The following is a 14917-nucleotide window of genomic DNA, read 5'->3' as shown; positions in this document are numbered from 1 at the left end:
ATAAGTGATAACAGAAGACCAGCTGGAACAGCTCTGCCTCGCTTGGTTTAAAGCCATCGGCTACGACTATGTGTGCGGCTACGATATTGCCCCCGATGGCGACAGCCCTGAGCGCAGCGATTACCGGCAAGTCGTTTTGCATGATCGTCTGTTGGTCTGCCTGCAGCGTTTAAATCCCACTATTCCGGCCAGCACCTTGGTGCAAGTTGCTTTTCAGGTCGCTAAACCAGAATCCCCGAGCTTAATTAAAAACAATAAAGCCTTTCATACTTGCTTGCTGGAAGGCGTGAAGGTGAGCTTTAAGGATGCGGCAGGGGAAGAAAAGACCGATTACGTTAAATTAGTCGATTTTGCCAATACCGCGAGTAACCAGTTTTTAGTGGTTAACCAATACACGATTACCGGCAGCAAGGGTAATCGCCGCCCCGATGTGATTGTGTTTGTTAATGGCTTGCCGCTGGCGGTCTTGGAACTGAAAAACCCCGCCGACAGTAACGCCGATATTTGGTCGGCTTTTCAGCAGCTGCAAACCTATAAAGATGAAATCCCTGATCTGTTTATTTTTAACGAGGCGCTGGTGGTTAGCGATGGCCTAAATGCGCGAGTCGGTTCGCTTACCGCGAGCAAGGAGCGTTTTTTGCCTTGGCGGGTAGTGAATAACGAGCACGATAAACCCCAGTTTGAATATTTTTTAGAAACATTGGTAAAAGGCTTTTTTAAACCGGAACTGTTTTTAGACTATCTGCGTCACTTTGTGTTGTTCGAGCAAGCTGGTGACGTAACGATTAAAAAGATCGCCGGTTATCACCAGTTTCACGCGGTGCGCGAAGCGGTGCGGGCAACGGTTATTGCCGCCCAACAGCAATCTAAAAACCTGACAGAGCCACGGGCGAACTACGCCAACAACGTGGTGCCCGGCTCCGGTAAAGCTGGTGTAGTTTGGCATACTCAGGGTTCGGGTAAATCAATCTCGATGGTGTGTTATGCCGGTAAGCTACTGGCCCAGCCGGAGATGAATAACCCCACCATTGTTATTGTCACCGATCGCAATGATTTAGATGGCCAGTTGTTCGACACCTTTAGCATGGCCAGCGATATTTTGAAGCAAACCCCGGTTCAGGCGAGCGACAGGGACGACTTGCGCGATATTTTAGCGTCGCGGCAATCCGGCGGTATTATCTTCACAACCGTGCAAAAGTTTGCCTTAGCCAAAAATGAAGACGGTAGTGAGGAGTCTAGCCACCCAGTACTGAGCACCCGCCATAATATCGTGGTAGTGAGTGATGAAGCGCATCGCAGCCAATACGGCGACAAAGCCAAGCTTGTTAATGTTAAAGACAAGGCTGGCAATGTGGTTGATATGAAGTACACCTTCGGCTATTCCAAGCATATGCGCGACGCCTTGCCGGAAGCTTCGTTTATTGGCTTTACCGGCACACCGATTGATTCTGCTGATAAAGACACCCGCGCGGTATTTGGTGACTATGTTTCGATCTACGACATTCAAGACGCGGTAGATGATGGCGCTACGGTGCCAATCTATTACGAGTCTCGCTTGGCAAAGCTCGATATTAATGCCGCAGCGATGGAAGCCTTAAACGATGAAGTAGACGAGGTAATTGAAGACGAGGAAGATGTCTCTATTCGCGAAAGCACTAAATCGAAATGGGCGGCACTGGAAAAACTCGTTGGCAGTGAGCCGCGTATAGCGCAAGTGGCCAAGGATTTAGTAACACACTTTGAAGACCGCACTAACACTATGCCGGGTAAAGGCATGATTGTGTGTATGAGTCGCGAAATTTGCGTGGACATGTATAACGCGATTGTTAGCTTTAACCCCGACTGGCACGATCTTGATCCCGCCAAGGGCGCCATTAAAGTGGTAATGACGGGGTCGGCCTCTGATAAAGCCAAGTTGCAGCCGCATATCCATAACAAGATTACCAAAAAGTTGTTTGAGAAGCGTTTTAAAGACGTTAATGACCCACTGCAATTGGTGATAGTGCGGGATATGTGGCTGACGGGTTTTGACGCGCCTAACTGTCACACCATGTATATCGACAAGCCAATGAAAGGCCACAACTTAATGCAGGCCATAGCTCGTGTTAACCGCGTGTTTAAAGACAAGCCCGGCGGTTTAGTGGTGGATTACATCGGCATTGCCAATGAATTGAAGCAGGCCCTAAAAACCTATACTGGCTCCCAGGGCAAAGGTAAACCGACCCACGACACCCACGAAGCCTTTGCAGTGCTGCTGGAAAACATAGATAAGCTACATGGCATGATGCACGGCTGCGATTACAGCGAGTTTGAAACCAAGGCGCTAGAACTGCTGCCAAGGGTGATGAATCATATTCTCTCTTTAGAGGGCGCCAACGGTGAGTTGGATGGTAAAAAACGCTTCCTCGATGTTATGGCGAGCCTGCGCTCAGCCTATACCCTGTGTGGCACCTTAGACGAAGCTAAAGCTTATTCTAAGGAAATCGGTTTTTTTGACGCCGTAAAAAATGCGATTAGCAAATTTACCACTGTGGATAAACGCCGTACCGATGAAGAGAAAAATTCGGCCTTAAAGCAAATTATCGACAATGCCATTATTGCCGGTGGTGTAGATGACATTTTTAAGCTGGTGGGGCTAGATAAACCGAATATTGGTTTGTTGTCTGCTGAGTTTATGGAAGACGTCGCCAACCTTAAAGAAAAGAACCTTGCTGTTGAGCTGCTAGAACGCCTACTGCGTGATGAAATAAAAGCCAGAATGAAAACCGATGTGGTCTCGGAGAAGAAGTACTCCGACCGTATTATGGAAACCCTACGCAAGTATCATAACCGTGCTATTGAAACGGCGCAGGTGATTGAAGAGCTGATTAAAATGGCCAAAGACATGGCCACAGACGCTGAACTTGCTGAAAAATCTGGGCTGTCGTCCGACGAAATTGCTTTTTACCGCGCATTGATTCAAAACGAAGCCGCGGTTAAGGAGCTCGGCGATAACAACCTGCGTGAACTCGCCAAGTACGTGACCGAGCAGTTGCGCAAATCCACCACGGTAGATTGGCAAGTTCGGGATAGTGTAAGAGCTAAGTTAAGAAACCTAGTACGCCGCGCACTACGACGCTGGAAATATCCGCCGGATAAGTCCGAAGAGGCGATTGAACTGTGTTTGAAGCAAGCAGAAGTTTTGAGCCAAAACTGGAGTGTGTAGATTTAAAAATCTTGTTGCGCGTTTCATCCCTCTGAGCGAGCCGCGCGCAACAAGGCTACATCGAAGTACCCCGTTTCCCAGATTCCTTTGCCTTTTTTGAGCGTCCGTACATTGGTTTGTAGTTGTAAAAGTCCAAGGCCTCGGGCTCTCGGTGGCTGATTCGTTAATTCTTACCTAGTAAAAATTAACAACAAAACAAACGTGAAGCCATTGATTTTCGAGTAGACAAGCAAGAATGTCACATGTGGCACTCTAAGGGCATGCTACTCCCATATTAAGATAGCGAGTTGTGTTAGGGTGTTTTTGCTAGTTCTAGGTTAATTTTGTCGTCGCCAAAGATAGAATATTTAATCTTCGGTAGAAACCGGATAAAAAAGTAAATCTTGCCTGAAACTCAGATAGCATAATGAAACAGTATTGGATCAAGTGATTAGTTAGGGAAAACGTAATGTCCGTACTCAACGAAAAGTATAAAAAGCTCGCCCTCACGGATGAATATTTGCAAGATCCATTGCTGCTGGCATTGGCTTGGAAAAAAGCTCAGCACTACGTCCGGACTACAAGTTGGTATGCGGATAACTTTGAGATAGATACCACGACGATTGATCTTCCAAATCGTTGTCAGGATTGGTCTCGCGAATTGGTGAATGACCTAGAATTTACTCCGATTGAGCTGATTCCAGCTCCTAAAGGGTGTAAATGGGAATTTAAAGAAAACGAAAAGAAACCGACTGAAGGGCAAAGTGTATTAGAAGTTTCACTTAGTGAGTTTAATGTACCCGCAGAGTGTTTGGTTTGGAAGCCCTCTGATCTCGATAAACTAAAGTTACGCCCCCTTGCTCACATTGGTATTCGTGAACAAACTATAATGACGTTGGTAATGATGTGTATTGCTAACGAGGTGGAGGCCGAACAGGGAGACCCTGCAACCCCGTTTGATAAGGTTCACGAAAAGAAAGTTGTTAGTTACGGAAATCGACTGTACTGCCAATACGTAGATGAAAAGGCAGAGCACAGTTATGGCGCGACGACTGTCTATAGTAAATACTTTACTGACTATCGGCAGTTCCTTCAAAGGCCATACCATTTTGCGATAAAAGAGTTGGCTGAGAAATCTGACGATCAAGAAGTTTATATCGTTGAGCTAGATATGAAGCAATTTTTTGATTTGGTTGATCGAGACAAGTTGGCTCAAAAAATTGAAGTCATTGCAAATAGACAGGAATCTTCGAGCAGCAGCAATATTGCCGCAAGAGGCAATATCCTACAGGCGTTTTGCCACTGGAAGTGGTCTTCTGACGCACATTCAAAATTCGCCGTTTGTGCATCTGATATTGTAAAAGTAGTACCCGAAGGCATACCTCAAGGGCTAGTTTCTGGTGGCTTCCTTTCAAATGTTTACTTGGCAGATTTCGATAAGTACATGTCTCTCCTTACTGGTAGTAAAGCCGAAATTTCGGCGCTCCTCGGTAGTGAAATTAGAATTGTAGACTATTGTCGTTACGTCGATGACATGCGGTTAGTGATTGTTGGTCCTAGCAGAAAAGGTTGTGGTGTCGATCCTATTACCGCAATTACCTCATGGCTTAACGAGATGTTTGATCGCGAATTGCAGAAAATAAATCTTCGCCTAAACACGGATAAGACAAAGGTTGAGGTGTTTCGCGGTAAATCCGTTGGGATTTCTGTAGCTATGCAAGATATTCAGTCGAAGATGAGTGGGCCTGTGCCATTAGATGAGGCAGGTGAGTACCTTGGGCGTCTTGAATCTTTGCTGACGATGGCTGGAAGCGATAATCCAGAGCAGTTAGGGGATAACTGCCGGATTAACAGGCTGGCGGCGATTGAACGGGATTTTCTTGATGTGCGAGAAGATACGCTGAAGCGTTTCGCAGCAAACAAAATATCAAGTTTACTCAGTAGTATTAGGCACTTCACTTCCCGTGATGTTGGTGAACAAGGCCAGCCCGTGCCTGGGGAGTGGGATTATCTGCAGGAGCGCATAGCTCGTCGTTTTATTGCTTGTTGGAGCCGGGACCCGTCATTAGTGTTGCTATTGAAAAAGGGTTTGGAGCTATATCCTAGTCCCAAATTACTTGGGCCGATATTGGAGCAGCTAAAGTTAATCCTAAATAAATATAGCAATTCGCGTGTTGCTAATGCGCTTAGGCTGGTTGCGACAGCTAATTACTGTTTGGCAGAAATATTTCGTCATTCAGCAACTGTTATTCACCGCAAGGACCTGCAAGCGATTCCTGCTCATGCTGACATGAACTCGTTTTTTGAAGAGCTGCAGCAATTTGCTGTCGACATTATTATTGCCGATGACGAACGAGCCGCTGAGGATGATGATAGTGCGGGCGGTAGAGCGGTAAAAAAGGCGCCGTTTAACTTTTTGGCAGAACAAGCACGATTCCTACTGATGGTTCGTCTTGATACAACATTGGAGTTGGGTAGTGGTAATGATTACCAAGACTTAATCGTAAAGCTAACTAAAGGGTTCAGGCAAATAACCTTACCGGAAGAAATGACTGACCGTGAGATAGCTGCCTGTATATTGATAGCTAGTCAGTTGCTTAATGATCAAAAAGCAGTGATTCGTGCTACAGCTTCGATGCTTAATATAAGGCTTGAGGCTATACCTATTCTAGAGCTTATCGCTATGCAAGATGTGGCCCTGTGTTGTTCCTTGATTCGTCATGCTCGGCAGCTAAAGTATCGGTGGGTTGCTGAAGTAAAGGCTACAGAATTGGATCGCCGCCTTTACCTTGATTCCCGGCCGTCAGCTAAACCTTTAAAAGACCTTAACGGTGATATACCAATATATAAGCTTATTAGCCGTATAGATAACCCTTTGGCGAATGAGGTGATGGCGCTTAAATTGATGTTGGCTTTGATTGATAAAGCGCCCGAAATTGAGACGGCGCGGCCAGACAAATTTATAGATTTGGCGGAAACGAAGATTGAATTTTCTTGTTATCGGAATCCTCCCGCTTTTGGTGCATTCGACGAGAATTTGATTGTCAGCGCTGTGCGGTTTCATGTGTCTATAGCGAATATCGCGGGTCACCTCCATGCTGAGCACGACGATACATTTGTATTGCAGCGTATCGCATTTTGCCTGCGTGCAGTTCTGGCTGGGTCCGAAGATCCAACTAGCTTTGGCCGGTCCTTTTTAACTAAGGCGGGTTATAGAGGACTTAAATCTACCCAATACAAACGGCAAATTGGTTTAATGACCACGCCAGAGGCGTTGGCTGGCGAATCAGCCGAGTTTTCGGCTTGGTTGACTACCTTGTTGTCTAAATTACTTAGGTGGCCCGGTATCAGAGTGAATGATCAGGGCTATGACTGGCCCTTGGAGTTGACCCTAGTGGCGGTTAAGAAGCTGGTTGACGAACGCCTTGCGTTACTTAAGCGCAATTATTGTGAACTTTCTAGAACGCCTAGCTTACTCGAACTCGTTAACCCAGCATGGTCGCATGATAAAACTGGGCTTACCGTGGCAATGGTTCAGTCTAAAATGCCGCACAAGGATGATTTTTCAAGTTATGGAATTCTATTGGATCAGCCGATCTATCGGGCTAAGCACCGTCAGCATGTTGCTAGGGTTGCTGAGTTAGTGATCAAGCATATCGAAGCTCAGCATCTCGATAAGCCTAAAAAGGGCGAGCGACATGAGGATATAGATCTAATTGTTTGGCCTGAGCTAGCGGTACATAAAGATGATATGGATATTCTCGTAGCTCTCTCTAGGAAGACGCATGCAATTGTATTTGCAGGCCTAAGTTTCATTCAGCAACAGGGCGTCAAAGGCCCAAATAATTGCGCTGCGTGGATTGTTCCTAGAAAACACAATGGAAATATGAACGAAATTATTAGGTATCAGGGCAAGCACCACATGATGGAGGGGGAGCGAATAGCAAAGGTTCAGCCATGGCGACCCTACCAGTTAATGTTGGAACTTGTTCATCCTCGATTTCCGAAGGAGAGAGGTTTCGTTCTAACGGGGGCGGTCTGCTTTGATGCGACAGATATTCATTTGAGTGCGGATTTGCGCGACAAGTCGAATGCACTTCTAATTCCAGCATTGAATCGTGACGTTAATACCTTTGACTCAATGGTTGAGGCGCTGCACTACCACATGTATCAACATGTTGTGCTCGTCAATACCGGTGAGTTTGGGGGGTCCTACGCTATGGCGCCTTATGACAAGCCGCACAAGCGCTTAATTGCACACTCGACGGGTAATGATCAGGTGGCTATTAATACCTTTGAGATGAACATGTTTGACTTCCGAAGGGACGGGGCTGGTAAAAGCATGCGTTCTAATATCGACAGGAAAACTGCGCCTGCCGGTATACCACTTGAAGACTTCGAGTGACTTGATTTTCTTTACGGAGCGTTTTAGATGGCAATAGAACAAGGTATATGGCGAATTGATGGAGGAGGCAATGTGGCCTCCCAACGCCTTCGGACAGCAAAGCTAGATGATGAAAATCAACTTGAGGAGCTTATTGTTCGTGACGTTTCCATTATTAATGCTGATTGGTTGCTTATCGGTCGCCAGGTGCGTACCAGTTTTGACAAGCGGATTGATCTACTTGCACTAGATGCCAATGGCAGCGTGATTATCATCGAGCTGAAACGAGATAAAACTCCTCGTGATGTGGTGGCGCAGGCCATAGACTATGCATCGTGGATTGATACCGTAGACGATGCGCAGCTGGTAGATTGCTATCTCGATTTCGCTTTACGGCACGGGTTGCCGGAAAGTAGTTTGGACGCAGCTTTTTTTGCCAAATTTAGTTTACCTTTGGCAGATGTTAACTTGAATGACTCCCATCAGATGGTGATAGTGGCGTCTGAGTTGGATGCAAGCACGGAACGTATCATCACCTATCTTAATGATCGGCACGGCGTAGGTATTAACGCGGTGTTTTTCTCTGCATTCATCGATGGAGATAAGCGCTATTTGTCTCGAGCGTGGATGATCGACCCAAAAGAAACCCAGCAATTGGCTAGCACCAGAGGTGCACGTGAACCTTGGAACGGCGAATTCTATGTGTCGTTCGGTGAGGGTGAACGTCGGAGCTGGGATGACGCTCTTCGTTATGGATTCATTAGTGCCGGTGGGGGTGGCTGGTATACCAATACGCTGAATATGCTGTCTGAGGGAGATAGGGTCTGGGTAAATATTCCTAAAACGGGCTATGTAGGCGTTGGAGTCGTGACTGGAGACCGTGTAAGTCTGGATGATTTTCTAGTCGAGAAGGAAAATCTTAGAGGCTTGGAAACTCAGGTGAATTATTGCAGTTTTGACCATGACTCTATCGACGCTGCCGAGTATTTCGTTCCGATAAAGTGGGAGCACACAGTTCCTATAGCTCAGGCATTTAGTGAAGTTGGCTTGTTTGGTAATCAGAACTCTGTATGCAAACCGACAACACCTAAATGGAGCCATACAGTGAATCGATTGAAGCAGACTTGGAGTATCACCTAGCCTTTTTTGAGCGTCTATATACAGTGGTTTGACGCCTACATTTGTATCTTTCGATAACTATGCTTCAAGCTCGCCGGCCCAGTGACTCTTTTCACGATAAATGGGGTAGAAGGTAAATAACATCCAAGAGTGTAATATTTCAGCCGACCATGTAATGGGCCCTACGTGATATGGGCCTTGTTTGGCAAATAGCCAATCAGGTATCTCAAGGTATTCGTAATCCTCATCATCTTTCATTGTTGTTGGCCTTTTAGTGGTGGTTTTAGTTAACCCAAGCAAGTGAGATTGTCTGGTTAAGTCTAAGTTTTTATAGTTAATTGCTGATGTCATTATTCGTTATTACTTCCGCCAACCTAAGCTACGATTGTAGAAGTCTACTGTAGCCGACAAAGCGTGTATTGCATCTAATTCTGCATAGAGGTATTCAAAATAAAGACGATCCCTAGTTCTCTTCCACATGCGGGGCCGGCAATTACCGTGCAGCTTTTCATATAGTTTATTGCGTTTAGTGCAAGCTCTACCGTGTCTGTCTTCCAATTGCGTGGGATAGAGCAACCGGCAACATTGCCTACAATAGAATGAGGTTTCTTGCATATAAACTACTTCACAGCGCCGCATGCAGCGAGGGCAGTTTAGCCAGTGCCGAACTCCGCCAAATTGGCATGGTGTAGTTGATAGCGGGATCATGCATTCCCGCTTTAGCCAGTTTTCGTCCTCGAGTCGGTTCCTGTAGTAAAAACTTAGGATAATGTGTTTCTCAGATTCTACACGTATGTTGACGTTGCCTGCTGATTGGCCATTGCGTGTCCAAGAAAGAGTGCCACGCCCGTCCGGCACTAATAACCCTTGTTTGCGCAGAAACCGAATATCTATATGTTTTGAGTTACCTGTTGTTTTAGGGAGGGATGATTGTCTCCCGCTACCGATTCCGCCCATCTCATATCTCCTTTTTCTCGAAATACATAGGGGATAGTGTTTTTAAGTTTGTAGTCCTTATCCAAGTGTTAGCTACAAATCTGCCCCTGTTTTGCTTCCTGTGCCCGGCTGGCTCTGCTGCCATGGCCTCAAACCATATCTCTCGATAACGAGCTAGGGCAGTGTCACGCATGCCTGGATCGAAGGGTAAGTGGTGGCGTAGAAATAAGAGGTCATCGTGCGTTAGATCTAAGCCGTCCTTATTGAATGCGTCGATACTCAGTTCAAAAATAGCAAGTGTGGCGGATTTGGCGGATTGGCGTATTTTAGCTGTAGAGCCTTCAGCATGGTCTGGATTTTCGTGTGTTTTCAGCATTGGTGGGTGTTGGCGGATATTGGCGGGTACTGGCGGATTTGTTGCGGATGCACTCATCGCCACCTGTATTGGCCGCTGATTACGTATTGCCATGCCCTCGGCTATTAGGTCTAGCATGATATAACCTCCCAATACACCGCTTTAGCGCCAGCTCCCATTTGCACCTCTAGGTGGCCATCCATGCGTAGCCTGTCCAGTATGGTTCTGGTTTTGCTGGCTTTTCGGTAGGCCCTCGGTAATCGGTTAAATTGAGTCGCCTCCAGCTTACCGCCGTGTTGAGTTATCCAGTCGAGTAATTCACGCGCCTGTATATCCTCTATATCGTTTGCGGCTTCCCCTGTGCGGGCTGCCATTGATTCCAAGTAATAGGCCGTTAGTTGTCCAGCTCTTTGAATATGACTCTCTGTAATCTCCTCGTTTTCAATGAATGCCATTACAGCCGCAATTCTGGCTGCGTTTTCTGCAGCCTTGGACGCGAAGGCTTTAATGTCGAAAAACATGCCGCTTGGCGTCAGGTGTCGTTCTATACCATCATGTAAGGCTTCCCATTGTTGATAGGCATCACCGGTGATTTCGAGGGTGCGCAGATCTAACCCACCGGTTTCTTCGTCTGTGGCTGCAGTTATAGCTAGCAATTCGGTTAGCCGCGACCAATAGGCGATAATCGCAGGATTATCATCTGGGCCTATTGTTGGGTCACGATTTGCGAGAAAGCGAGTGCCGGCAATACTACTTTCATGACAGATTAGAAAGCGAGCTATAAAGCCTTGGCCTAGTAATAGTGGATCGGCTAACACTTCCGCACTTACTATCGGTTGCACCATAAGGTGAGTAGATAGGCGGCGGTTGTCCATTTCGCCAGATTCACCCTCAGCGGCGCGGGTACGCTGTAAGGTGCTGCCATCCCATAATTGAGAAAGACAGCCAATCATGCGGCCCTTTGCCTCTGCGGTCATACCGTGGCCGCTAAAAAATCCTACAGCCTCATCAGAGAATAAACCGGCGCTGGGTAATCCTTGCTGATAGTGTCGCCATATTGCTTCCGGTGTCGGTTCTGCAAACGTAATGCTTGCCCGTGGTGGCGGAGTTGGTTTTTCTGCTTCCAGCTCCATTAATGCATTAGCAAGGCGTTGTTCCTCGCTCTCGCTCATAGCCTTATCACCTTTTGGTTTGAATACCTGTTTTGTTGAATTACCGCGCATTTCCCATGCGGTTAGATTTGAGCGATAGCGTTTCAACTCGGATCGTAATTCATCACGGCGGGCTGCTTCAAAATCACGAACGGGCTTTAACGCCAGCTTGTCGGTTGCGCTTTTGCGGTCGCCACTCTCGGCTATCGAAAGGCAATAGAGCGACACTGGGCCGGTGCTGATTTTGCCTCTCGCCACGTTCACGTGCTGCTGTGCCACTAATGAACCTGCAGCCAGTACGGACTGGCACGCAATGCCTAACGGCACTTGCACATGGTAGGCAATGGCTTTGGCTGCTTCGCCCAATATTGGGCCTAAAGCCTTTACGGGGTAGTTGAGGGCTGCAGGCTTCTCGGGTAGTGGCATAGGTTTACAGAGGGGTAAATTTCGGCCTTCTGCACAATCCGCCACCTTTTCGCCATTGTTCCGCCAATTAACATTAGGCTTAAATCCACGTATATCTAGGGGGACACTATTTATACGCCAATCCGCCATTTCCGCCATTGCCGGGTTGTTGTCAATATGCTCGCTCATCCCATCACCCCCGATTCAATCATCCAATCATTGAAGTCATGGCCTTGCGTGGGTGGGTACCAGAAGTCAGCACCAGTTTTTGAAGCTGCTTGTTTGGCAGCCTTAATACCTACCTCGTCATGGTCGGCAACAATAACTATAGGGACGTTCGGATATTTTTTGCGGATCGCTGTGGCGACATTCGTCATGTTGCCCGCGTTGAATGCGCATGCTGCTGTGTTGGTAGTGTAGAAGGCAACACTGGCGGCGGTCGCCCATCCTTCGGCAATATATAGCGTGTCGGTGCGCTTGCCTTCAATCCAGGACATACAGTCTTTAGTGCGCCCACCAGATAGAAAACGCTTTTCACCGTTTGGCTTAATTGTTTGGATCGACCACAACACATTATCAATGTCGGTAATTGGAATAATTAAATTACCACTGGCCTCGCGCAATCCAAAAGGCGGTAAGCATTTACGTTTAAGGTATTGGTGGTTTTGATTGGCAGGAATAGTATTGTTCCAGATTAATACCGCGCGCCTCGCGGTGGCGTCTTGCTCGGCTTTTCTGGCCTTCTTAGCGTGTGCGCGTGCTTGTGCCATCATTGCCTTGGCTGCATCCATATCGGTTTGTGTGATTGATTTATCACGCCACGTCGATACGTTTGCACTTAGACCGGTGCGCCAATCACCGACCACCCCAGTCACGCCGCTGCCGGAATCAAAAAACACGTACCAGCTCGATACTGACTTTGGTTTATCCGGTTGAGCATATCGGTGCAGTTTTCCGTCAACGAGAATACGGTCGGGCGGGGTTAGTCCTGCATTCAAAAATGCTTGGTTCAAATCTAGGTAGAGAGCGTTCATTGTTTTAACCCCCCCTGTTGGCAGAGCTGGCGCCACGCGTAGGCGGACTCCTGCGTAATCAGGGTTCGGCTACCCACTTTCATCGCGTTCAGGCGGCCCGCTTTGATTTCCGCGTAGGCCTTTACTTTTCCGATACCGTTGCGTCGAGCAAAGGTATCGACCGACATGGCGTCAGCCTCGAAATCGACCGCTTGACGGTCTTTCGCGGAGGGGCTGCGGGGTTTGTTAATAATGCCTATTTCATTGTGTTGCATCGTGTATCACCTCAGTTGTTGGTAATACGTGATTCTCCACATGGGTTTTACTGCGCGGAATGTCCCTCTGATAAATAAATATCAGGAATTGGCTAATATTTGGCGCTTTCGAGGGGGCGAAATTAGATCAATGCCCCTTGGTCGATAAGCTGGCGCTATCGAGCTTGATCTTAGTTACCCCTGCTAATAGGTGTCCGTAGTGGCGCTGGATCATATCTTCGCTTGTGCCAGCTAATTTCGCAGCTTCAAATGTGCTGAGTCCACCAGCGAGCCATCGACTAATTGTGGCGTGGCGCATATCGTACGCAGAAGTTCCTTCTGGTAATCCTGCTTGGATTGCGTACTTACCGCATTCCTGCCAAGTTTGTTTGTTCCACGGGTTGCCAGCGGAGTCGTGAAATAAGTAGGCGCTTTTAAGCTTAGTCGTACACTGCTTACTGATGAAGTTTGAGGCATCAGTAGTTAGCACGACATTTCGGAATATTTTCTCCCGGCCTTCTTTGCGCTTCCCCGTCGCGACAGTAAGTATCCCTGCAGCTTTATCGAAATCTTGTACTTTTAGAGTAGCTAACTCACCTGGTCGTGCGGCTGTCAGCATCAGGCCATAGAGAAAGTTGCGCAAGGGTTGCGGAGTCGCATCGATCCACACTGAGGTCTGGCTGTCATTGAGGTAGTTTCCTTTTGAGCGATTTGTTCCTGGGAAGGCTATCCCAGTTGACCACGCTGATTGAAGGCTGTTGCTGCACATTCCATCACTGCATGCTAGGTTGAGAGCCGCACGCAAATGCCGAAAATCTCGGTTAGCAGTGTCCTTTGCTCTTCGCATTACATCAGGATCTGAAGGGTCGGCACCTGTTTTATCCACCGTTTGCTGAACCGAACCGAGCATCCAGTCCCGCAAATGGCTTTTGCGCAGGGACGAAAGTTTGATCTTGGCGATTGGATTGGCTTCTATCCGATAGCGAAAACTACCGCTTGCCGACTGTTGTGCCTTTGGGCGGCCTGCTAGGCCAGCGTTGACATAATGCTTGCACGCATCCGCGACAGTGGGTTGCGTATTAGTGATACCAGCCCTCATATCATCGGCCCAGGCGATAGCTGCCTTTGACGCTTCATCGAATGCTTTCACTTTTGCATGCTTCTGATTTGTCCCGTAGATGTCGGCAAAGTGGCCCAAGGAAGCTGTTAGGTGTTTGCCAGTGTCAGGATCTCGCCACCGAGCTTGCCAAATCCCTTCGTCAAAAGTCTTGGACACTCTATAGCCGACTGCTAAGCCTTTATATAGTGGATGCCAATACGGCTCTCTACGGACGGGCAGTGTGGCTCTTTCTGTGGCAGATTTTATGCTTCGCGTTGGCCGCTTCATCTAGGCCTCTTGAAATAAGTTGAGGAAGTACGGTAGTTGTACGGAAAAATATGGGTGTAATCAAGTGAATTGTTATGAACTTATTTTTGGTAACGTATTGATAATAAATACATTAATGAACTGACATGAACTGATATTACTCCCCTGCTAAGGGAGTATGCGGTTAATCCTGCATCGAGGGTTCGAATCCCTCCTTCTCCGCCATACAAATAAAAAAGCCCTAGTCGCGAGACTGGGGCTTTTTTATTTAGCGATAGTCCACCAAGCGCGTACACCACACAAATTACCTTTATTGGGTTCTACCCATAAAGGGGGATGGCACTCATTAAACCCTGTTAATCACACCGTTCCACCCACAACGGGCTTCAACCATGAGCGCAATGTGTTCACTAGCGCTCGTAGTGGGCTCTCAGCTAACTCATCAAGTAATCTCATACATACCGGCAACTTGATACCGGCTTTCTTACGCGGCAGGGTCTTGAGCAACACAAGCCTGATTAATCCTTGCTTGGCCACATACAGTGCTTGCAGCACAGGGCAATCAGCAAATAGTGCATAAGGTTGGCGTTCTGCTCATCGCGCAAATTCCACTGATGACGGCGCATTAAACGGATTAAACCACGGTTCCTTCCTCCCTCGGGGGCATGCTGCTTCCAGACACTTTAAAAGTGCTGATTAATAAGTCTGATCACATGGAGTCGGTCAGCCACTATTGTGGCGTTGGGAAAG

At 47.4% G+C, this 14917-nt stretch carries 11 protein-coding genes; 3 read left to right on the top strand and 8 right to left on the bottom strand.

The window, feature by feature from the left end:
- Positions 1-4: 4 nt before the first annotated feature.
- The 3 genes from O9X78_RS02150 (at position 5) to O9X78_RS02140 (ending at position 8708) form a co-directional block, all read left to right on the top strand.
- Positions 5-3205, top strand: coding sequence for a type I restriction endonuclease subunit R (locus tag O9X78_RS02150; protein ID WP_269617963.1), 3201 nt, complete (start codon positions 5-7; stop codon positions 3203-3205).
- Between the two features lie 448 nt (positions 3206-3653).
- Positions 3654-7589, top strand: a complete 3936-nt coding sequence (locus O9X78_RS02145) for an RNA-directed DNA polymerase (RefSeq protein ID WP_269617962.1) — start codon at positions 3654-3656, stop codon at positions 7587-7589.
- 27 nt (positions 7590-7616) lie between these two features.
- Positions 7617-8708, top strand: a complete 1092-nt coding sequence (locus O9X78_RS02140) for an endonuclease NucS domain-containing protein (protein WP_269617961.1) — start codon at positions 7617-7619, stop codon at positions 8706-8708.
- A 57-nt stretch (positions 8709-8765) separates the two neighbouring features.
- On the opposite strand, the gene O9X78_RS02135 is transcribed toward O9X78_RS02140, so the two are convergent.
- From O9X78_RS02135 to O9X78_RS20890, 8 genes are all read right to left on the bottom strand, one after another.
- Positions 8766-8945: a hypothetical protein gene (locus O9X78_RS02135; protein ID WP_269617960.1), complete on the bottom strand. Its 180-nt coding sequence runs from the start codon at positions 8943-8945 to the stop codon at positions 8766-8768.
- A 700-nt stretch (positions 8946-9645) separates the two neighbouring features.
- Complete coding sequence (locus tag O9X78_RS02130; protein ID WP_269617959.1) at positions 9646-10116, bottom strand: hypothetical protein; 471 nt, start codon at positions 10114-10116, stop codon at positions 9646-9648.
- Positions 10110-11723, bottom strand: a complete 1614-nt coding sequence (locus tag O9X78_RS02125; RefSeq protein WP_269617958.1) for a YfjI family protein — start codon at positions 11721-11723, stop codon at positions 10110-10112. Before O9X78_RS02125 ends, O9X78_RS02130 begins: the two co-directional genes overlap by 7 nt.
- Positions 11720-12568: a toprim domain-containing protein gene (locus O9X78_RS02120; RefSeq protein ID WP_269617957.1), complete on the bottom strand. Its 849-nt coding sequence runs from the start codon at positions 12566-12568 to the stop codon at positions 11720-11722. The genes O9X78_RS02125 and O9X78_RS02120 overlap by 4 nt, the downstream gene beginning before the upstream one ends.
- Positions 12565-12822 (bottom strand): hypothetical protein, encoded by a 258-nt coding sequence (locus O9X78_RS02115; protein ID WP_269617956.1) that lies wholly within the window; start codon positions 12820-12822, stop codon positions 12565-12567. The genes O9X78_RS02120 and O9X78_RS02115 overlap by 4 nt, the downstream gene beginning before the upstream one ends.
- Positions 12823-12949: 127 nt before the next feature.
- Positions 12950-14077 carry a tyrosine-type recombinase/integrase gene (locus tag O9X78_RS02110; protein ID WP_269617955.1) on the bottom strand — a complete coding sequence of 376 codons (1128 nt, stop codon included), beginning with the start codon at positions 14075-14077 and terminating at the stop codon, positions 12950-12952.
- 450 nt (positions 14078-14527) lie between these two features.
- Positions 14528-14722, bottom strand: a complete 195-nt coding sequence (locus tag O9X78_RS02105; RefSeq protein WP_269617954.1) for a hypothetical protein — start codon at positions 14720-14722, stop codon at positions 14528-14530.
- Positions 14723-14850: 128 nt separating this feature from the next.
- Entirely contained in the window at positions 14851-14901 is a 51-nt protein-coding gene (locus O9X78_RS20890; RefSeq protein WP_350339231.1) for a hypothetical protein, read from the bottom strand.
- Positions 14902-14917 lie beyond the last annotated feature (16 nt).

This window comes from Zhongshania aquatica (genome assembly GCF_027257955.1).
Taxonomy (GTDB): Bacteria; Pseudomonadota; Gammaproteobacteria; order Pseudomonadales; family Spongiibacteraceae; genus Spongiibacter; species Spongiibacter aquatica.
This window is presented reverse-complemented; position numbering and strand designations above follow the sequence as displayed.